Origin of the sequence: Pseudomonas sp. C8002, assembly GCF_013385765.1 — a bacterium.
Classification (GTDB): Bacteria; Pseudomonadota; Gammaproteobacteria; order Pseudomonadales; family Pseudomonadaceae; genus Aquipseudomonas.
This window is the reverse complement of record NZ_JACAPJ010000030.1, coordinates 1-20,624: the sequence shown is the minus strand read 5'-3', so window position 1 is coordinate 20,624 and position 20,624 is coordinate 1. Positions and strand designations below refer to the sequence as shown.

Below are 20,624 nucleotides of genomic sequence, written 5' to 3'. Positions count from 1 at the left end.
ATCGTGACATTGCTTCCATGAGACCGAATTGACCTCTATATTGAGTGCCATGATTCGGTGATTGAACCCGTAAAAGCACACTATTAGGGCGAATGATGGCTGTCAAAACAAATATTGACATGGTGTCAATTATGCGAGAAGGACTCTCCAACGGGCAGGGCGTGAAGTACAAGCGCCTGTCCGATGTCATGGAGCGAGGCATCCTTGAAGGCTTGATTGAACCGGGAAGAAAACTGCCGCCTCATCGGGTGCTTTCCGACAATCTGGGGGTAACCATTGGCACCATCAGCCGCGCCTACGGTGAGCTGGAACGCCTGGGGCTGGTAGTGGCGCGGGTGGGCGACGGCACTTTCGTACGCAAGCGTGGGATGGAGCGCCAACGGGATGAAGGCTTTCGCAACTTCAGCGACGAGCCGCGGCAATACTTTGATATGAGCCGCAACATGCACATCCCCGGGCAGGAGACCACGTTCCTGGCCCAGAGCTTCCAGACGCTGGCGAACAACGCCAAGTTCTTGCAGGACATCAGTGCCTACACCCCGGATGCCGGGCTGCCGCGTTACCGGGCGGCGGGTGCGCAGTGGCTGGTGCAGCGGGATTTCCACCCGATTCCCGAGCAGGTGATTTGCGTGAACGGCGGCCAGCATGGGTTGCTCTGCGCAATGATGGCGCTGTTGCGAGCCGGCGATACGGTGGTGACCGAACAGTTGACCTATCCAGGGTTGATCACCGCCGCGCGCATGCTGGGCATCCGCCTGATCGGCCTGGAAATGGATGAAGAAGGGCTGCTGCCGGGGGCGCTGGATGAAGTCTGCCGCAATCACCGGGTGTCGGCGTTGTACTGCACGCCGACCATCCAGAATCCTACGACAGCGGTGCTATCGGTCCCGCGCCGTGAGGCATTGGTGAAGGTCTGTCGGGAACACAACCTGCTGATTCTCGAGGATGAGGCCCACGGTGTGCTGGTGGAAGACCGTCCGCCGCCCCTGAGTCATTTTGCCCCGGAGCGTACGATTCTGATCAGCAGCCTGAGCAAGGCGGTATCGGCAGGCTTGCGCGTTGGGTACGTGCATGCACCGCCGGCGCTGGTCAGCCGGATTTCTGCGGCCTTGCGTTCCACCTGCTGGATGGCCACGCCGGTCACCCTGGAACTGGCGACCCAGTGGATCGAAAACGGCACGGCGGAACACCTGTTGCACCAGCAGATCCAGGAAATCAGCCGCCGCAAGGCACTGGTGGAAGGTTTGTTGATCGGGCTGGAGTACCGCACTCACCTGAACAGCCCGCACTTCTGGATCGAAGTCCCGGAGCCATGGCGCGCGTCGGAAATCGAAGCGGAGTTAAAGCAGAACAATTACCTGATTGCGACAGCCGAAGCGTTCGCGGTGGGGCAGACGGCGGTGCCGCAATTCATTCGGGCGAGCATCTGCAATACGTCGGGGGATGATCAGTTGCTGCTGGATGGGTTCGATGCGCTGGCGACGGCGCTGGGGCAGGGTGGGGGGCGGTTTCATCTGTGAACCAACAGCTTGTTGTGAACATGGCCCCTGTGGCGAGGGAGCTTGCTCCCGCTGGGCTGCGAAGCAGCCCCAAAGCCATTCACTAAATACCAGTCGTCTGGTTTGCGACTGCTGCGCAGTCGAGCGGGAGCAAGCTCCCTCGCCACAGAAGCTCCCTCGCCACACAAGCACCTTGGCCAGAGCGCGGAGTTACTTGAACCGCCGCTCCACCCCTTTCTCCACCAGAATCTTCGCCGAAATCTCTTCCACCGAAAAATGCGTGGAATTGATGTGCGCAATATTTTCCCGGCGGAACAGATTTTCCACCTCCCGCACTTCAAATTCGCACTGAGCATAGCTGGAGTAACGGCTATTGGGCTTGCGCTCGTTGCGAATCGCCGTCAGGCGGTCCGGGTCGATGGTCAGCCCGAACAGCTTGTGCTGGTGCGCGCGCAGGGCGCTCGGCAGCGTCAGGTGCTCCATGTCGTCTTCGGTCAGCGGGTAGTTGGCCGCGCGAATCCCGAACTGCATGGCCATATAAAGGCAGGTCGGCGTCTTGCCGCAGCGGGACACGCCCACCAGGATCAAATCAGCCTTGTCGTAGTAGTGGGTGCGGGCGCCGTCGTCGTTGTCGAGGGCAAAGTTCACCGCCTCGATCCGCTCCATATAGTTGGAGTTATGGCCAATGGAGTGAGATTTTCCGACAGAGTATGACGAATGTTCACTTAACTCTTGTTCCAGCGGCGCCAGGAAGGTAGAGAAGATGTCGATCATGAAACCATTGGAGGTGGCGAGGATCTCACGAATGTCCTGATTGACGATGGTGTCGAAAATGATCGGACGAAATCCGTCTTTTTCGGCCGCCAGATTGATTTGTTGTACCATGGCTCGCGCTTTATCCACGCTATCGATATAGGGTCGCGTGAATTTGCTGAAGGTAATGTTTTCGAACTGCGCCAGCAGGCTTTGACCCAGGGTTTCGGCTGTAATGCCGGTGCCGTCGGAGATAAAGAAAGCAGATCGTTTCATTTGAGCCTTGGGCCTTAAGCTGATGACGAATCTTGGATATGATAGGCGCGATTTTGCCGTCCCGCAGTGGGCCGCATTCTCACTTATTTTCCAGGTCCAGGCCACAAACGCCGGTAACCGCTCCTACTGAGCCGCCGGCGTCCTGAGCTTTTCCAACACAGAAAGTGGAGAGATCACCTTGGTAGAGTACGTAGTTTCCCTCGATAAGCTCGGCGTCCATGATGTAGAGCACGTAGGGGGCAAGAACGCATCCCTGGGCGAGATGATCAGTAATCTTGCGGGTGCCGGTGTATCGGTGCCAGGTGGTTTTGCCACCACTGCCCAGGCTTACCGTGATTTCCTCGAGTTGAGCGGCCTCAACGATCAGATCCATGCCGCCCTCGATGCGCTGGACGTCGATGACGTCAACGCCCTGGCCAAGACTGGCGCCCAGATCCGTCAATGGATCATGGAAGCCGAATTCCCCGAGAAGCTCAACGCCGAGATCCGCACCGCGTTTGCCACGCTGTCGGCCGGTAACCCCGACATGGCTGTCGCCGTGCGCTCCTCGGCCACCGCCGAAGACCTGCCGGACGCCTCCTTTGCCGGCCAGCAAGAAACCTTCCTGAACATCCGCGGCGTGGAAAACGTGATCCGCGCAGCCAAGGAAGTGTTTGCCTCCCTCTTTAACGACCGTGCTATTTCCTACCGCGTACACCAGGGTTTCGACCACAAGCTGGTGGCCCTGTCTGCCGGTGTGCAGCGCATGGTGCGTTCGGAAACCGGCACCGCCGGCGTGATGTTCACCCTGGACACCGAATCGGGCTTCCGCGACGTGGTGTTCATCACCGGCGCCTACGGCCTCGGCGAAACCGTCGTACAAGGCGCGGTGAACCCGGACGAATTCTACGTCCACAAACACACCCTTGAAGCCGGCCGCCCGGCCATCCTGCGCCGCAACCTGGGCAGCAAGGCGATCAAGATGATCTACGGCGACGAGGCCAAGGCCGGTCGCTCGGTGAAAACCGTTGATGTCGACAAGGCCGAACGCGCGCGTTTCTGCCTGACCGACGCCGAAGTCAGCGAACTGGCCAAACAAGCGATGATCATCGAGAAGCACTACAAGTGCCCGATGGACATCGAATGGGCCAAGGACGGCGACGACGGCAAGCTATACATCGTCCAGGCCCGCCCTGAGACCGTGAAGAGCCGCACCTCGGCCAACGTCATGGAACGCTACCTGTTGAAAGAAACCGGCACCGTGCTGGTGGAAGGCCGTGCCATCGGCCAGCGCATCGGCGCCGGCAAGGTGCGGATCATCAAGGACGTGTCCGAGATGGACAAGGTCCAGCCAGGCGACGTGCTGGTCTCCGACATGACCGACCCGGACTGGGAACCGGTGATGAAGCGCGCCAGCGCCATCGTCACCAACCGTGGCGGGCGTACCTGCCACGCGGCGATCATCGCCCGCGAGCTGGGGATTCCGGCAGTGGTCGGTTGCGGTAACGCCACCCAACTGTTGAAAGACGGCCAGGGCGTAACCGTGTCCTGCGCTGAAGGCGACACCGGCTTCATCTTCGAAGGTGAGCTGGGCTTCGATATCAAGCAAAACTCCATCGACGCCATGCCCGACCTGCCGTTCAAGATCATGATGAACGTCGGCAACCCGGACCGCGCCTTCGATTTCGCGCAATTGCCGAACGCCGGTGTGGGCCTGGCCCGCCTGGAGTTCATCATCAACCGCATGATCGGTGTGCACCCCAAGGCCCTGCTGAACTACGACGGCCTGCCGCCGGACATCAAGGAAAGCGTCGACAAGCGCATCGCCGGCTACAACGACCCGGTGGGCTTTTACGTCGAGAAGCTGGTGGAAGGCATCAGCACCCTGGCAGCGGCGTTCTACCCGAAAAAGGTCATCGTGCGCCTGTCGGACTTCAAGTCCAACGAGTACGCCAACCTGATCGGCGGCAAGCTTTACGAGCCGGAAGAAGAAAACCCGATGCTGGGCTTCCGTGGCGCCTCGCGCTACATCAGCGAAGCCTTCCGCGACTGCTTCGAGCTGGAATGCCGTGCCCTCAAGCGCGTGCGCAACGAGATGGGCCTGACCAACGTCGAAATCATGGTGCCGTTCGTGCGCACCCTGGGTGAAGCGAGCCAGGTGGTGGACCTGCTGGCTGAAAACGGCCTGTCCCGTGGCGAGAACGGCCTGCGCGTCATCATGATGTGCGAGCTGCCATCCAATGCCATCCTGGCTGAAGAATTCCTGGAGTTCTTCGACGGCTTCTCCATCGGTTCCAACGACCTGACCCAGCTGACCCTGGGCCTGGACCGCGACTCCGGGATCATCGCCCACCTGTTCGACGAGCGTAACCCTGCGGTCAAGAAGCTGCTGGCCAACGCCATCCAGGCGTGCAACAAGGCCGGCAAGTACATCGGGATCTGCGGCCAAGGCCCTTCCGATCACCCGGACCTGGCCAAGTGGCTGATGGAGCAGGGCATCGAAAGCGTCTCGCTGAACCCCGATTCCGTACTGGAAACCTGGTTCTTCCTGGCTGAAGGTCAAGCCCAGGCGTAATACGCAACACCCAAAAGTGCCGGTCAACCTTGCGGTTGGCCGGCATTTCTCATTCTGTACAGGGCGGAACTCCTTCCGGACGCCGCCCTTTTTTGTGCAAGAGCATTATGCAAAGCAGCAGCAACCTGTTTCCCGTCGCCTTGATCAGCGCTGAGCGTCGTGGCGACCTGAGTGAAGATGTGTATCGGCTGAAACCCGGCAACAGCCCTGACGGTACCGTCGAGCTGGCCGTGACCCGCCTGGGCCTGGCTGACGTCCCGGAAAACCGGGGCGTGCCGGTGGTTTTGTTGCATGGCAGTTTTTCCAACCGTCGCTTCTGGTACTCGCCCAAGGGGATCGGCCTGGGCGCCTACCTGGCGCGCGAAGGGTTTGACGTCTGGATCCCGGAAATGCGCGGTCACGGGCTGTCCCGGCGCAACCAGGACTACGCCAGGAATCGTGTCGCCGACTATGCTCGCTACGACTTGCCGGCCATTGCCGCCTTCGTGCGTGAGCAAAGCGGGCAGATTCCCCACTGGATCGGGCATTCCCTGGGTGGCACAACCCTGGCTGCGGCCCTGGGTGGGCAGCACCTTGGCGCGCCGGCAGTGGCCTCGGTGGCGCTGTTTGGCTGCCAGGTCAGTCGCACGCATTGGCCGTTGAAGTTGCCACCGGTGGAGTGGACCGGTCGCCTGCTCTTGAAACGTTTCGGCCAATTGTCCGGCGCTCGGTGGAAACGCGGCCCGGAGGACGAGCCGGCGGGCGTATTGATTGAAGCCATGCGCTGGAATGGGCTGTTCGGCCGCTTTGGCGAAGGTAAGCAGGATTGGTGGAAAGGCCTGGCCGAGGTTGACGTGCCGCTGTTGGCGGTGAGCGCCGCCGGCGATCACCAGGACCCGGATTGGGCCTGTCGCAAGCTCTTTGAGCAGGTCGGCTCCGAGCATCGCCAATACCTGTGCCTGGGGCGCCAGCAAGGGTTCAGCGGGGATTTCGGGCATGTCGAGATGCTCGTCAGCAAGGCCGCCCAGGCTGAAGTGTGGCCGCTGGTGACGCGCTGGTTGAAAAATCCGCTTACACCTTTGCTGGGGGCGCAGGCGCAGGAACTGGCAGCGGTTTGAGCGCAAGGCTCTATCAGGGGCGTTTCGCTTGTTTGCCGTAGAGGCTAAGATATGACGCGTTGAGTGGTTCTGGTCATATTCAGTCGCGCAGTGGGTCTTGCGTTGCTATCCGATGGGCCTGACTATTCGGCCCGGATTAAAGAACCTTCACGGCAAAGCGTTTCCAGATGTAAGTAAACAGTGGGATGTTTGACACCTTCTTTCACCTACAGGAGTTTCTCGATGAACCATTACCTTACCCCCGACCTGTGTGACGCCTATCCGGAGCTGGTGCAGGTGGTTGAGCCGATGTTCAGCAATTTCGGCGGCCGGGACTCCTTTGGTGGCGAGATCGTGACCATCAAGTGCTTTGAAGACAATTCCCTGGTCAAGGAACAAGCCGAGCTCAATGGGGCCGGCAAGGTGCTGGTGGTCGATGGTGGGGGTTCCCTGCGCCGCGCGTTGCTGGGCGACATGATCGCCGAGAAAGCCGCGAAAAACGGCTGGGAAGGGCTGGTGATCTACGGCTGCATCCGTGATGTCGACGTGATCGCCCAGACCGACCTGGGCGTGCAGGCCCTGGCCAGCCACCCGATGAAGACTGACAAGCGCGGTATTGGCGATTTGAACGTGGCGGTGACATTCGCCGGCGTGACCTTCCGTCCCGGTGAGTACGTGTACGCCGACAATAACGGCGTGATCGTCTCCCCAAGCCCGCTGAAAATGCCTGAATAAATAGCCGTAGCCGACAGGGGTGAGGATGTTCGAGGAAGAAAACGCGCAGTGGGGGCTGGTGCATGCCCTGGTGCTGGACGGTAAAGGTGGTGCGCGTTCGATTGCCCGGACAGAGCTTGATGAGCTGCAACTGCAGCCTCAGGAAAGCCTGTGGCTGCATTGGGACCGTAGCCATCCCCAGACCCAGACCTGGTTGCGCAAATCCAGCGGCCTCAGCGAATTCGCCTGTGACCTGCTGCTGGAGGAGAACACTCGCCCACGCCTGTTGCCGCTGCCGGATGCCGAACTGCTGCTGTTTTTGCGCGGGGTCAACCTCAATCCCGGCGCCGAACCGGAAGACATGGTCTCGGTGCGGATCTTTGCCTCGGCAGCGCGGGTGATTTCCCTGCGTTTGCGCCCATTGCGCGCCACCGACGAGTTGCTGGTGCAACTGGCAGACGGCAAGGGGCCGAAGACTTCCTCGGAACTGGTCCTGTATATGGCGCAGTACCTGACCAACAAGGTTCAGGATCTGGTCAGCGACTTGTCCGAAATCGTCGATATCGAAGAAGAAAAACTGGATGCCGACGAACGGTATGCTCCGGAGCACGGCAGCGTTTTGCAGATCCGTCGGCGCGCCGCCGGGCTTAAACGTTTCCTGTCGCCGCAGCGGGATATTTTCGCGCAGTTGACCCGGATCAAATTGCCCTGGTTCTGTGACGACGATGCTGACTACTGGAATGAATTGAACAACAGCCTGACCCGCTACCTGGAAGAGCTTGAGCTGGCCCGGGAGCGCGTGGGGCTTGTGCTGGAGACCGAAGACCGGCGTTTGAGCCTGCGCATGAACCGCACCATGTACCGCTTCGGGATCATCACCGGGATCTTCCTGCCGATGAGTTTCCTGACCGGTTTGCTGGGCATCAATGTAGGCGGAATTCCGTTCTCTTCCAGCCCTTACGGGTTCCTGATTGCCTGCCTGATGATGGTCACGGTGGCGGTCGGGCAATGGTGGTTGTTTCGACGGTTACGTTGGGTTTGAGCTGAATGTGACCTGAACGTGGAAAGAGGTCATGTGACCCGAAGAATTTTACCCTCGTCTTTTAAATCACTTGCGAGAGGTTTTTTATGCACGATCCGTTCGAACAGTCTTTGCGTGACATGCTCAATGCCTCGCCGTCCAACCGGGACGACGATGCTTGCCTGGGTCGCGTCTTGAAAACCGCCAACCGCCAGGTCGGGGCTGGGGATCTGTTCGGTCTGCTTGGCCGCTGGTTGCCGGCGTTGATGATGGCCTTGAACAATGGTTCGGCCCATGTCTCACCGGTTTCCCGTCGTAAATCTCTTGCTCGCACTGCTGATAAGGCTGAATGAATATGGAACTCGATCTCTGGACCCAGAGTCTGGTAACTGCAATGACTGCGTTGTGGACCAAGGTGGCGAATTTCATTCCCAACCTGTTTGGTGCACTGGTGGTGGTACTGCTGGGTTTTGTCGTGGCCAAGCTGCTTGACACCCTGCTTTCCAAGTTGCTGGCTAAGCTGGGTCTTGATCGATTGATGGGTGGCACCGGCCTGACCAAGATTTTGGGGCGTGCCGGGTTGCAAGTGCCGATCTCGACACTGATCGGCAAGATCGTTTATTGGTTTGTTTTGCTGATTTTTCTGGTTTCTGCGGCTGAATCCCTTGGACTTGAGCGAGTTTCAGCTACGCTCGACATGCTGGCGCTGTATTTGCCGAAAGTATTCGGTGGCGCGCTGGTGTTGCTGGTAGGGGTTTTGCTGGCGCAACTGGCCAATGGCCTGGTGCGTGGCGCGGCTGAAGGCGTGGGTCTGGATTACGCCAGCGGCCTGGGGCGAATTGCCCAGGGTCTGGTGATTATCATCAGTATTTCGGTCGCGATCAGCCAGCTGGAGGTCAAGACTGACCTGCTGAACCATGTGATTGTGATTGTTTTGATTACCGTTGGTCTGGCCGTTGCGCTGGCCATGGGACTGGGAAGCCGGGAAATTGCCGGGCAGATTCTTGCGGGAATCTATGTGCGTGAGCTATATCAGGTTGGGCAACAAGTGCGTGTGGGCGAGGTCGAAGGGCAGATCGAGGAGATCGGCACGGTCAAGACGACAGTGCTGACGGACGATGGCGAACTGGTGTCGCTTTCGAACCGGATCCTGCTGGAACAGCATGTGACTAGCCGCTAACCCGGCGAATCCTGCTAATGTACGCCGCCGCAAACCTGGGTATCCAGGCCATGGCGGACATTGACCTGACTGTCGGCACGACTTGTTTTGAATAAAGCCCAAACGCTGTCCACGCGCTATGACCCCCGTGAGCTCTCTGATGAGGAGTTGGTCGCGCGCTCGCACACGGAGCTGTTTCACGTAACACGCGCGTACGAAGAATTGATGCGCAGGTATCAACGCACTCTGTTCAACGTTTGTTCAAGGTATTTAGGGAACGATAGAGATGCGGATGATGTCTGTCAGGAAGTGATGCTCAAGGTGCTATACGGCCTGAAGAACTTCGAGGGAAAATCGAAGTTCAAGACATGGCTCTATAGCATCACGTACAACGAGTGCATCACGCAGTATCGGAAGGAACGGCGAAAGCGTCGCTTGATGGATGCTTTGAGTCTGGACCCCCTTGAGGAAGCGTCTGAGGAAAAGGCGCCTACCCCGGAAGAAAAGGGCGGACTCGATCGCTGGTTGGTGCATGTGAATCCGATTGATCGGGAAATTCTGGTGCTACGATTTGTCGCAGAGCTGGAGTTTCAGGAGATCGCTGACATCATGCATATGGGTTTGAGTGCTACAAAAATGCGTTACAAACGCGCTCTTGATAAATTACGTGAGAAATTTGCGGGCAGCACTGAAACTTAGTGCGTGGCAAATATCTCTTACGTGTAGGCAAGTTCTGTTAGACTTGTCGCCGAGTTGTCCCCCGGTATGTGGGACTGCTTTACAATCACCAGATGGGGATTTAACGGATGAAACTGAAAAACACCTTGGGCTTGGCCATTGGTACTCTTATTGCTGCCACTTCTGTCGGCGCTCTGGCACAAGGCCAAGGCGCAGTTGAAGGCCAGCTGTTTTACAAAAAGCAGTTCAACGATAGCGTCAAACATATCGAAGACGGCTTCAATCCTGGCGCCAGCATCGGTTACTTCCTGACCGACGACGTGTCGATCAACCTGAACTACGACACTACCAACCACACCCGTTCGAACGACGGTACTGGCAACCAGAAGATCAAAGGTGATACCGGCAGCGTTACTGCCCAGTACCACTTCGGTCAAGCTGGCGTCGACTCCCTGCGTCCATACGTAGAGGGCGGTTTCGGCCACCAGAGCCGTACCAACGTTGAAGCTGATGGTCACAAAGGTCGCGATCAATCGACCCTGGCTATCGCTGGCGCTGGTGTGAAGTACTACTTCACCGACAACCTGTTCGCACGTGCTGGTGTTGAAGCTGACTACGCTATCGACAACGGCAAGTGGGACTACTCCGCACTGGTTGGCCTGGGCGTAAACTTCGGCGGCAACGCTGGCAAAACTGCTCCAGCTCCTACCCCAGCACCAGCTCCAGAGCCAACCCCAGAGCCAGAAGCTCCGGTTGCTCAGGTTGTTCGTGTTGAGCTGGACGTGAAGTTCGACTTCGACAAGTCGGTTGTTAAGCCTAACAGCTACGGCGACGTGAAAAACCTCGCTGACTTCATGAAACAGTACCCACAAACCACCACCGTTGTTGAAGGTCACACTGACTCCGTCGGTCCTGACGCTTACAACCAGAAGCTGTCCCAGCGTCGTGCTGACGCTGTTAAGCAAGTCCTGGTCAAAGACGGTATCGCTCCTAACCGTGTAAGCTCGGTTGGTTATGGCAAATCCCGCCCAGTTGCTGACAACGCAACTGAAGCTGGCCGTGCTATCAACCGTCGCGTAGAAGCCTCGGTAGAAGCACAAGCAGCTCAGTAATTACTGAGTTGTAGAAAAAAGCCCGGCTTAGGCCGGGCTTTTTTTCGCCTGTAATTTGCCTCAGGCCGTGGCGCTGGCCAGGGCCGCAAGCGCCTGCGTCGCTTGCGCAACCCGGCCAATCACCAGGATAGCCGGGCTCTTGAGCGCGAATTCGTGCGCATCATCCTGCATCCGGGCGAGGCTGCTGCGGCATTCGCGCTGTTGTGGCAGTGAAGCGTTTTCAATCATCGCCACCGGCATGTCATCGCTCATGCCACCTTCCAGCAATTGCCGGCGGATTTCCCCCAGTTTCGCCACCCCCATATAGATCACCAGCGTCGTTCCGCCCTCGGCCAGGGCCCGCCAATTGAGGCTGCTGTCGTCCTGGGTATGGGCCGTGACCAACGTGACGCCACGGCTGACACCGCGCAACGTCAGCGAGATATCGCAGTTCGTTGCCCCGGCCAGCCCTGCCGTAATGCCGTTGACCAACTCCACTTCCACCCCTTGCTGCCTGAGCCACGCCGCCTCTTCGCCGCCGCGACCAAAAATGCACGGGTCGCCGCCCTTGAGCCGCACCACGCACTTACCCTGCCGGGCATAACGCAACATCAGGCGATGGATAAACGCCTGTGGGGTGGAACGGCAGCCACCGCGTTTGCCCACGGTGATCAGCCGTGCAGCGGGGCAATGCTCCAGCAGCGCCGGGTTGACCAGATCATCGATCAGCACCACATCGGCTTCCCGCAGGGCTCTCACCGCCTTGAGTGTCAGCAGTTCCGGATCGCCGGGGCCTGCGCCCACCAGCCAGACTTTTGCGCTCATATGCTTGCCTCACACTCTGATCGCGATTGGCTGCTTGCCACTCGCCAATAACCGTTTGATTTCCGGCACACAGGAGCCGCATTGCGTGCCGCAACCCAGTTCCTGCTTCAGCCCGTTCAGGTCCAGGCCCCGGGCAATGCCGGCGCAGACCGCGCTTTCGCTGACGTTCTTGCAGTTGCACAGCGTCTTGTTGCTGCTTGAGCCGCCCCCCGGTGGCGCACTCAATGGCGCCAACAACCAGCGGCGTAACTGCTCATCGGTGCGACCTTCCAGCCACAGGCTTTGCAGCCAGTGGCGAGCCAGGGTTTCGCCAGCCAGGCGGATCGCGGTGATACGGCCTTTTTCAATCTTTACCCGCTTGCCAATGGAGCGCCGCGGGTCGTCGTACGCCATCACGGGGCCGTCGTTGAGGCCCAGCAGTTGGTCGATCTGCTTGAGCAGTTCAAGGGCGGGCGCCTCGTGATGCGCCGCACGAATCAGCAGGGCAGGCCGCTCGCGTCCGGTCAGGCTCAGGCTGACGTAGGCAAAGCCGTCACACAGCGGTCGCAACGCTTCGAAGTGTTGCTGCACATCGCCTTCAATCAGCGCAAACAAGTGCCAGGGCAGCCGCACCGCCTCCAGGCGCACGCCGCTGTGCTTGAGTTCCGGCTGTTTGGACAGCGGGTCGAATGCCGGCTGGGTCAGCGCATTTACGCCGCCTTTAAGAAAACGGTCGCCCCAGTGCATCGGCAGGAAAGCCTGGCCGGGACGCACGCTGTCATCGCTGCCGACGGCCACAATCACGCTGCCGCGCCGGCTTTTCAGGCTGACCAGATCCCCTTCCTTCAAGCGATGGCGACGCAGTTCGTCCGGGTGCAGGCTGAGCACTGCTTCACTGACATGGCCGAACAGCTGCGCAGCGGTGCCGGTGCGGCTCATGCCATGCCATTGGTCCCGCAGGCGGCCGGTGATCAGGGTGAGTGGGAAGCGCGCGTCACGCTGCTCCTTGGCGGCGCGATAAGGGTCGGCGACAAAGTGCGCCCGGCCAGTCTCCGTAGGGAAAAATCCGTCGGTGTACAGCCTTGGCGTTCCGCCCACCGCATCGGCCGGGAATGGCCATTGCTGCGGGCCTATCCGGTCCAGCAGCGCGTGGCTGATACCCGACAGGTCCAGGTCCCGCCCACGGGTCAGCAGCTTGTATTCATCAAAGATCTGTGCCGGTTGCTCAAAGGCAAAAAGCCCCGGTTTTCCGGGACAAAGACGCTGCTCCAGGCGTCGGGCAAAATCCACGGTGATTGCCCAGTCCGGCCGCGCTTCCCCAGGTGGGGCGATGGCTCGGCGAACGTGGGAAATGCGCCGCTCAGAGTTGGTCACTGTGCCTTCCTTCTCGCCCCAGCTCGCGGCTGGCAGCAACAGGTCGGCGTAACGCGCCGTCTCGGTTGTACGAAAGGCTTCCTGTAGCACCACGAACGGACACGCTTCCAGGGCCTGGCGCACGGTGTTCTGGTCGGGCAGGGATTGGGCGGGGTTGGTGCACGCGATCCACAAGGCCTTGATCTTGCCGGCCTGCATCTGTTCAAACAATTCGATGGCGGTCAGCCCGGTGCTGGCCGGCAGTTGGTCGACCCCCCAATACGCGGCTACTTCTGCCCGATGTTCGGGGTTGGCAGCCTCACGATGGCCAGGCAGTAAATTCGACAAACTGCCGGTTTCCCGCCCACCCATGGCATTCGGCTGACCCGTCAGGGAGAAAGGTCCGCAGCCAGGGCGGCCGATGGTGCCGGTCGCCAAATGCAGGTTAATCAAGGCGCTGTTCTTCGCGCTGCCGGCGGTGGACTGATTGAGCCCCATGCACCACAACGACAGAAAACTCGCCGAGGTGCCGACCCATTCCGCACACAGACGCAGTTGCTCGACACTGATCCCGCACAACTGCGTGACCATTTGCGGTGTGTAGTCGTGAACCAGGCGTTTGAGTTCGACCAGGCCGTCGGTATGGGCCTGGATAAAGTCGCGGTCGATCCAGTCTTCCCACAACAGCAAGTGCAGGATCCCATGGAACAATGCGACATCCGTACCCGGCAAAATCGCCAGATGCAGGTCCGCCAAGTCGCAGGTGTCGGTGCGCCGGGGATCAATTACCAGCACTTTCATCTGTGGCCGGCGGGCCTTGGCTTCCTCCAGGCGTCGGAACAACACCGGATGCGCGTAGGCCATATTGCTGCCGACGATCATCACGCAGTCGCTCGACTCCAGGTCCTCGTAGCTGCACGGTGGCGCGTCGGCCCCCAGGCTGCGCTTGTAGCCGACCACCGCCGAAGACATGCACAGCCGCGAGTTGCTGTCGATATTGTTGGTGCCCACCAGCGCCCGCGCCAGTTTGTTGAAGCTGTAGTAATCCTCGGTCAGCAACTGCCCGGAAATATAGAACGCGACGCTGTCCGGCCCGTGTTCAGCGATGGTTTCGGCAAACACGTTCGCCGCGTGCTCCAGGGCGGTATCCCAGTCGGTGCGGCTGCGGGCCAGGCCTTTGCCCAGCCGCAGTTCCGGGTACAACGCGCGGGCCGCGAGGTCTCCGGTGAGGTACAGGCTGGAGCCCTTGCTGCACAATTTTCCGAAGTTGGCCGGATGACTCGGATCGCCACTGACGCCGAGGATCTGCGAGCCATCATGCTCGATCAGTACGCCGCAACCGACCCCGCAGTAGCAGCAGGTGGACGCGGTGGTCTGGCGGTTCATCAACCGGCGTCCCGCAGCGCCAACATCACCCGGCCGTTTTCCACACGGGCCGGGTGGTGATGGGCGCAGCCGACGTCCGGTGCCTGGGCCTCCCCGGACTCCAGGTCGATCTGCCAGTTGTGCAGCGGGCAGGCCACGCGCTTGCCGTAGATCAAGCCTTGGGACAGCGGGCCACCCTTGTGCGGGCAGCGGTCGTCGAGGGCGAAAACCTCGTCGTCACTGGTACGAAAAATCGCGATGTCGCCTTTTGGCCCGCTGATGATGCGCGAGCCCAGGGCGTTGATTTCTTCGAGGGCGCAGATATCCAGCCAGTTCATGCCGGCACCTCCAGCAGTTTGACGGGGATGGTGTCGAATTCCTTTTTCAGCAGCGGCTGTTCCAGGCGTTCTTTCCACGGGTCCTGCTCGAACGACAGGGAGAATTGCAGGCGTTCATTCAGTGCCTGGCGCCGCGCCGGGTCTTCCAGTACAGCCTTCTTGATGTGCTCCATGCCGACCCGTTGCAGGTAGTGCACGGTGCGCTCCAGGTAGAAGGCTTCTTCCCGGTAGAGCTGTAGGAAAGCGCCGTTGTATTCGCGCACTTCTTCGGCGGTTTTCAGCTTGACGAAGAACTCGGCGACCTCGGTCTTGATCCCGCCGTTACCGCCGATGTACATCTCCCAGCCGGAATCGACGCCGATGATTCCCACGTCCTTGATCCCCGCTTCCGAGCAGTTGCGCGGGCAGCCGGACACTGCCAGCTTGACCTTGTGGGGCGACCACATATTGAACAGGTCATGTTCCAGCTCAATCCCCAGTTGCGTCGAGTTCTGCGTACCAAAGCGGCAGAACTCGCTGCCGACGCAGGTCTTCACGGTGCGGATGGATTTGCCGTAGGCGTGGCCGGATGGCATATCGAGGTCTTTCCATACGCCGGGCAAGTCCTGCTTCTTGATGCCGAGCAAATCGATGCGCTGCCCGCCGGTAACCTTGACCATCGGCACGTTGTACTTGTCGGCCACATCAGCGATGCGCCGCAGTTCCGACGGATTGGTCACACCACCCCACATCCTTGGGACTACCGAGTAGGTGCCGTCTTTCTGAATATTGGCGTGGGCGCGTTCGTTGATCAGGCGCGATTGCGGATCGTCTTTTGCCTCGCCGGGCCAAGTGGAGATCAGGTAGTAGTTGAGTGCCGGGCGGCAGGTGGCACAGCCGTTCGGGGTGCGCCAGTTCAGGTAGCTCATGGTGCCGGCGATGGTCAGCAGGTGCTGGTCGCGGATGGCCTGGCGGATTTGCCCGTGGTTGAGGTCGCTGCAGCCGCAGATGGCTTTTTCGCTTTTCGGTTTGACGTCCGCCGCGCCGCCCACGGTGTTGATCAGGATTTGTTCCACCAGCCCGGCGCAGGAACCGCAGGAACTGGCAGCCTTGGTGTGCTTCTTCACGTCGTCGACGCTGAACAGACCGTGTTCCTGAATCGCCTTGACGATGGTGCCCTTGCACACGCCGTTGCAGCCGCAGACTTCGGCGGTGTCGGCCATGCTCATGGCTTTGTCCTGGCCTTGGTGGCCTACATCTCCCAAAGCATTTTCACCGAACATCAGGTGATCGCGGATCTCGCCAATGGCATGGTTCTCACGGATCTGCCGGAAATACCAGCCGCCGTCAGCCGTATCGCCGTACAGGCAGGCGCCGACGAGGATGTCGTCCTTGATCACCAGCTTCTTGTACACACCGCCAATCGGGTCGGAAAGCGTGATGGTTTCCGTGCCTTCGCCGCCCATGAAGTCCCCGGCGGAGAACAGGTCGATGCCGGTGACTTTCAATTTGGTCGAAGTCACCGAGCCTTGATAGCGCGCGAAACCCAGTTGGGCGAGGTGGTTGGCGCAGACCTTGGCCTGCTCGAACAGCGGTGCCACCAGGCCGTAGGCAATCCCGCGATGGCTGGCGCATTCGCCGATGGCATAGATGCGCGGGTCGTAGGTTTGCAGGGTGTCGTTGACCAGAATCCCACGGTTGCACGGGATGCCGGATTTTTCCGCGAGTTCGGTGTTGGGGCGGATGCCCGCAGCCATCACCACCAGGTCGGCGGGGATCACATCGCCATTCTTGAATTGCACCGAGCCGACGCGGCCGTTGCCAGCGTCATGCAGCGCCTCGGTCTGCTCCTTCAAGCGAAACACCAGGCCACGGCTTTCCAGTTCGGTTTGCAGCAACTGGCCGCTGGTCTTGTCCAGTTGCCGTTCCAGCAGCCACTCGCCGATATGCACCACGGTCACGTGCATGCCACGCAGCATCAGGCCGTTGGCGGCCTCCAGGCCCAGCAGGCCGCCGCCGATGACGACCGCGTGCTTGTGGGTCTTGGCGGTGTCGATCATGGCCTGGGTGTCGGCGATGTCGCGGTAGCCGATCACACCCTGCAACGTATTGCCCGGGATCGGCAGGATAAACGGCGTGGAGCCGGTGGCGATCAGCAGGCGATCGTACTCGGCCTCGCTGCCGTCTTCGGCGATGACTTTGCGTTTGACCCGGTCGATCTGCACCACTTTGCGGTTAAGCAACAGCTTGATGTTGTTATCGAGGTACCAGCTCAAGTCATTGAGCACGATCTCTTCGAAGGTCTGCTCACCGGCCAGCACCGGCGACAGCAAAATGCGGTTGTAATTGGTGTGGGGCTCGGCGCCGAAAACGGTGATGTCGTACAGGTCGGTGCTCAGCTTGAGCAATTCTTCAAGGGTGCGAACCCCGGCCATGCCGTTGCCGATCATCACCAGTTTGAGTTTCTTCATGTCGTTCTCCGCAGTGGCTCGACAAATCGTGCGCAACAAAAAAAGGCGTCCCCGCTACGTAAGTAGCGAGGACGCCTTTGTCCTGGTCCCGTTCTCTCGGGAAGCCCGACCTTCGACGTTGAAGGTGCGGCTATATGTGTGTTGATGGGAAAGCTAATGCAGCGGTTGTGCCAAGTAGGATTTTGGCCGGTTTTGCTAAGTGAGGCGGTGATGTATCAAGAAATTTCGCCTCTTAGTGGTGCAACAGCCAGTACAACAGCACCAGATTGATCAGCAGCGACAGCACGGCCAACGTTTGCCAGACCTTCAGCGGTTCGCGCTCCAGCAGCGGTTTTGGTCGCGTGCTCAACTCGCGGCGATCCGCCTGCTCCAGTACCAGCAACCATTCCTCGGCAGTTTCATAACGCTGCTCGGGTTGCGCGGCGACTGCGCGCTCCAGGCTCTGTTGCAGCCAGTCGGGCAGGTCGGGGCGGTAGCGGCTGGCGCCGACAGGCGTAATGAACCTGGGACGCTGGAAAGCTTCGATTTCGCCGTAGGGGTAATGCCCGGTGAGCAGGTAATACAAGGTCACACCGACGCTATACAGGTCCTGTTGCGGGGTAGGGCGTTCGCCGTTGAAGGCTTCCGGGGCGATAAAGCTTGGCGTGCCAGGCAACAGGTGCGCGCGATCCTCCGAGAGCCCGTGGCAGTAGGCCAGGCCGAAGTCCAGCACACGCAATTCGCCATCCTCGGCCAGCAGCAGGTTTTCCGGCTTGATGTCGCGGTGCAGGATCTGCCGGCGGTGCAGCAGCCCGACGGCACGCAACAGGCGCTCGGCCAGGGTTTGCCACTGCGCCAGGGGCAATGGGCCCTGGTGCTTGAACAGTTCGGCCAGGGTTTGGCCGGAGTATTCACGCATCACGTAGTACAAATGCTGACGGCCACTGGCTGGATGGACTTCAGGAAACGCGCGGCCGGCGACCCGGCGCAGGAACCATTCCTCTGACAGCAATGCCTGGGCGGCGAACACGTCATCGTCGTGGCTGAGCGGCAAGGTCTTCAGCAGCCACGCCTGTTGATGGGCATCGCGCACCCGATAGAGCAAGGATTGGCGGCTTTGCCCCAACAGCGACTCTACGTGCCAGCCTTCGAAGCGCTGGCCGGGTTTCAGGGGGGGCGGCAGGGGCCATTGCTGCAACTGCACCAGCGCATCGCCGAGGGTGGCGGCGCCAAGCTGGTCGACGCGGACCAGCAGGGCGCTGGCGTTGTCCTGGCTACCGGCCAGGTGCGCGGCGCTGACCAGGGTGTTTACCGCGAGGTCCAGGTCCGACTGTTCCCGCAGGATTGCGCTGATGTTGTTGTCATCCAGGGTCGCCCACACGCCGTCGCTGAGCAGCAGGAAACACTCGCCTGCCCGCAACTCGCCGTCGAGGAAATCCAGCACCAGATGCTGATCCAGGCCCATGGCGCGCTTGAGCACATGCTGCATGCCCGGTTGCTCCCACACATGCTCCTGGCTCAGGCGCTGCAACTGGCCATCGAGCCAGCGATACACCCGGCAATCACCCACATGGGCCAGGGTGAAACGCTGGCCGCGAAACACCAGGACGCTGAGGGTGGTCAGCAACGGCTGGCCGCCGCCGTTGGCTTGCAGCCAGCGATTCTGGGCCACCAGCAAGCGTTCCAGGGCCTGGGCCACGCCCCAGGTTTGCGGCGTGGCGTAATAGTCCAGGACCAGCGCTTGCAAGGTCGAGCGTGCAGCCAGTCCGCCATCGGCGCATTGGCTGACGCCATCGGCGATGGCACACAGGTAGCCTTTGCTGGCGGCCAGCTCCGGGGCGGGAGTGACCAGGCGCAAGGCGTCCTGGTTTTCCTGCCGTGGGCCGGTGGCGCTGGCTTGGGCGAAGCTCAGTTGCAGGCTCATCAGACCCGTGCAGCCGTCACCGCAGCCGAGCCCCAAGTGGTTCTCCAGCGACGCTTGACGCCGTACAGGCCGAACCAGGCCAGCACGCCCAGGCTGGCGAACAACCACAGCGCCAACTGATAGCTGCCGGTGCTTTGCTTGATCGCGCCCATGCCCGCCGCCAGGGCGAAACCGCCGATGCCGCCGGCCATGCCGATCAGGCCGGTCATCACACCAATCTCGCGGTGAAAGCGTTGGGGCACCAGTTGGAAGACTGCACCGTTACCGGCACCCAAACCGAGCATGGTGCACACAAAAAGCGCCAGTGCTGCGTAGGAGCTTGGCAGGTTGAACCCCACCGCCGCGATGCAGATCGCTGCCACGCCGTACATGCCGAGCAGGGTGCGAATCCCGCCGAAACGGTCGGCCAGGGCGCCGCCCAAAGGCCGCATCAGGCTGCCGCCGAATACGCAGGCGGCGGTGTAGTAGCCGGCGGTGACCGGGCTCAGGCCGTATTGGTCGTTGAAATAGCCGGGCAGGGCGCTGGCCAGGCCGATGAAACCACCGAAGGTCACACTGTAGAAGAACATGAACCACCAACTGTCGCGGTCGCCCAGGGCTTTGAAGTAGTCGGCCATGGACTTGGCCTTGGGTCGTTGCGGGGCGTTGCGGGCGAGCCAGGCGAAGACGATCAGCGTCAGGATCAGCGGGATCAGTGCGAAGCCGAACACATTGCTCCAGCCAAACGCGGCGGCGAGCACCGGTGCCAGCAGGGCAGCAAACACCGTCCCGGAGTTGCCGGCGCCGGCGATGCCCATGGCCTTGCCCTGGTGCTCGGCGGGGTACCACTGGGACGCCAGGGGCAGGGCGACGGCGAACGAGGCTCCCGCCATGCCGAGGAACATGCCCAGCAGCAGGGCTTGCTCGTAGCTGTGGATTCCGAGTTTCCAGGCGACGAACAAGGCGCCGATGACAATCACCTGGCCGATCAGGCCGGCGGTCTTGGGGGAGAGTTTGTCGGCGAGCATGCCCATCAGGAACCGCAGCACTGCGCCGGCCAGGATGGGGGTGGCGACCACTAGGCCGCGTTGTTGGGTGGTGAGGTGCAGGTCGGCGGCGATTTGTACCGCCAATGGGCCCAACAGGTACCAGACCATGAAGCTCAGGTCGAAATACAGGAACGCGGCGAACAGGGTCGGGGTGTGACCGGATTTCCAGAAGCTTGATTTCATCACGCACCTCAGCGGTAAGGGGTCTTATGAGAAGGCCTGGTGATGGAACGGCTGTGGCCGCCCCATCGGCCCCGGGCTATGGGGCCAAAACGAAAAAACGCCGCCACCGGGTTCGCTGGGGCAAACCGGGTGTGCGACGTCTTTGTCGTGGAGGGGGCAACCGCCGTTGGCTACCTGTGGGGATTCTTTAGCAAGAGGTGGGCCAACAGGGGGTGGGGGCGTTGTGGTGTGGTGTGGTGTGGTGTACATATCCGTTGCTGCGGTAACGGCGGCTTAGGGTTCCGCTCTTACAGCGGGTCACTTTTGGCAAACGCCCCAAAAGTAACCAAAAGGTCTTTGGACCACTACTCGGTGGCTCGGTTAGGCTCGGAGTGCCAGC

16 protein-coding genes are annotated in these 20,624 nt (G+C 60.6%); 9 read left to right on the top strand and 7 right to left on the bottom strand.

The annotated features are described in order from the left end of the window. The first annotated feature begins 95 nt into the window (after positions 1-95). Positions 96-1,520, top strand: a complete 1,425-nt coding sequence (locus HX814_RS27150; protein ID WP_102370226.1) for a PLP-dependent aminotransferase family protein — start codon at positions 96-98, stop codon at positions 1,518-1,520. Between the two features lie 189 nt (positions 1,521-1,709). Here HX814_RS27150 and HX814_RS27145 read toward each other — a convergent pair whose 3' ends face one another. Further along, a complete protein-coding gene (locus HX814_RS27145) occupies positions 1,710-2,528 on the bottom strand; it encodes a pyruvate, water dikinase regulatory protein (protein WP_003215001.1) in 819 nt (272 codons plus the stop codon). A gap of 178 nt (positions 2,529-2,706) precedes the next feature. Between HX814_RS27145 and ppsA the strand changes: the two genes are divergently transcribed. The 8 genes from ppsA (at position 2,707) to HX814_RS27105 (ending at position 10,842) form a co-directional block, all read left to right on the top strand. Beyond that, positions 2,707-5,082 (top strand): phosphoenolpyruvate synthase, encoded by a 2,376-nt coding sequence (gene ppsA, locus HX814_RS27140; protein ID WP_003215003.1) that lies wholly within the window; start codon positions 2,707-2,709, stop codon positions 5,080-5,082. Positions 5,083-5,189: 107 nt separating this feature from the next. Continuing rightward, on the top strand, positions 5,190-6,179 hold the full coding sequence (locus tag HX814_RS27135; protein WP_003215005.1) for an alpha/beta fold hydrolase: 990 nt from the start codon (positions 5,190-5,192) through the stop codon (positions 6,177-6,179). A gap of 222 nt (positions 6,180-6,401) precedes the next feature. After that, positions 6,402-6,893 (top strand): ribonuclease E activity regulator RraA, encoded by a 492-nt coding sequence (gene rraA / locus HX814_RS27130; RefSeq protein ID WP_003215007.1) that lies wholly within the window; start codon positions 6,402-6,404, stop codon positions 6,891-6,893. A gap of 25 nt (positions 6,894-6,918) precedes the next feature. Next, on the top strand, positions 6,919-7,914 hold the full coding sequence (locus HX814_RS27125) for a zinc transporter ZntB (RefSeq protein WP_177008969.1): 996 nt from the start codon (positions 6,919-6,921) through the stop codon (positions 7,912-7,914). Between the two features lie 86 nt (positions 7,915-8,000). Further along, positions 8,001-8,246 (top strand): hypothetical protein, encoded by a 246-nt coding sequence (locus HX814_RS27120; RefSeq protein WP_010563822.1) that lies wholly within the window; start codon positions 8,001-8,003, stop codon positions 8,244-8,246. Positions 8,247-8,248: 2 nt separating this feature from the next. Next, on the top strand, positions 8,249-9,073 hold the full coding sequence (locus tag HX814_RS27115) for a mechanosensitive ion channel domain-containing protein (RefSeq protein WP_008432650.1): 825 nt from the start codon (positions 8,249-8,251) through the stop codon (positions 9,071-9,073). Positions 9,074-9,160: 87 nt separating this feature from the next. Continuing rightward, positions 9,161-9,751, top strand: coding sequence for an RNA polymerase sigma factor SigX (gene sigX, locus HX814_RS27110; RefSeq protein ID WP_003215014.1), 591 nt, complete (start codon positions 9,161-9,163; stop codon positions 9,749-9,751). A gap of 107 nt (positions 9,752-9,858) precedes the next feature. Continuing rightward, the gene (locus HX814_RS27105; protein ID WP_003215016.1) at positions 9,859-10,842 is read left to right on the top strand and encodes an OmpA family protein; all 984 of its coding nucleotides are present in this window, start codon (positions 9,859-9,861) and stop codon (positions 10,840-10,842) included. Positions 10,843-10,902: 60 nt separating this feature from the next. Here the strand turns inward: HX814_RS27105 and cobA are convergent, their stop codons facing one another. The 6 genes from cobA to HX814_RS27075 form a co-directional block, all read right to left on the bottom strand. Further along, on the bottom strand, positions 10,903-11,646 hold the full coding sequence (gene cobA / locus HX814_RS27100) for a uroporphyrinogen-III C-methyltransferase (protein WP_003215019.1): 744 nt from the start codon (positions 11,644-11,646) through the stop codon (positions 10,903-10,905). A gap of 9 nt (positions 11,647-11,655) precedes the next feature. Next, positions 11,656-14,364 carry a nitrate reductase gene (locus HX814_RS27095; protein ID WP_177015437.1) on the bottom strand — a complete coding sequence of 903 codons (2,709 nt, stop codon included), beginning with the start codon at positions 14,362-14,364 and terminating at the stop codon, positions 11,656-11,658. Further along, positions 14,364-14,681 (bottom strand): nitrite reductase small subunit NirD, encoded by a 318-nt coding sequence (gene nirD, locus HX814_RS27090; RefSeq protein WP_003215022.1) that lies wholly within the window; start codon positions 14,679-14,681, stop codon positions 14,364-14,366. Before nirD ends, HX814_RS27095 begins: the two co-directional genes overlap by 1 nt. Beyond that, complete coding sequence (gene nirB, locus HX814_RS27085; protein ID WP_177008970.1) at positions 14,678-17,131, bottom strand: nitrite reductase large subunit NirB; 2,454 nt, start codon at positions 17,129-17,131, stop codon at positions 14,678-14,680. The genes nirD and nirB overlap by 4 nt, the downstream gene beginning before the upstream one ends. A gap of 232 nt (positions 17,132-17,363) precedes the next feature. Next, entirely contained in the window at positions 17,364-19,034 is a 1,671-nt protein-coding gene (locus HX814_RS27080) for a bifunctional protein-serine/threonine kinase/phosphatase (RefSeq protein ID WP_177008971.1), read from the bottom strand. Continuing rightward, entirely contained in the window at positions 19,034-20,245 is a 1,212-nt protein-coding gene (locus HX814_RS27075; protein WP_003215029.1) for a NarK/NasA family nitrate transporter, read from the bottom strand. The genes HX814_RS27080 and HX814_RS27075 overlap by 1 nt, the downstream gene beginning before the upstream one ends. Positions 20,246-20,624 lie beyond the last annotated feature (379 nt).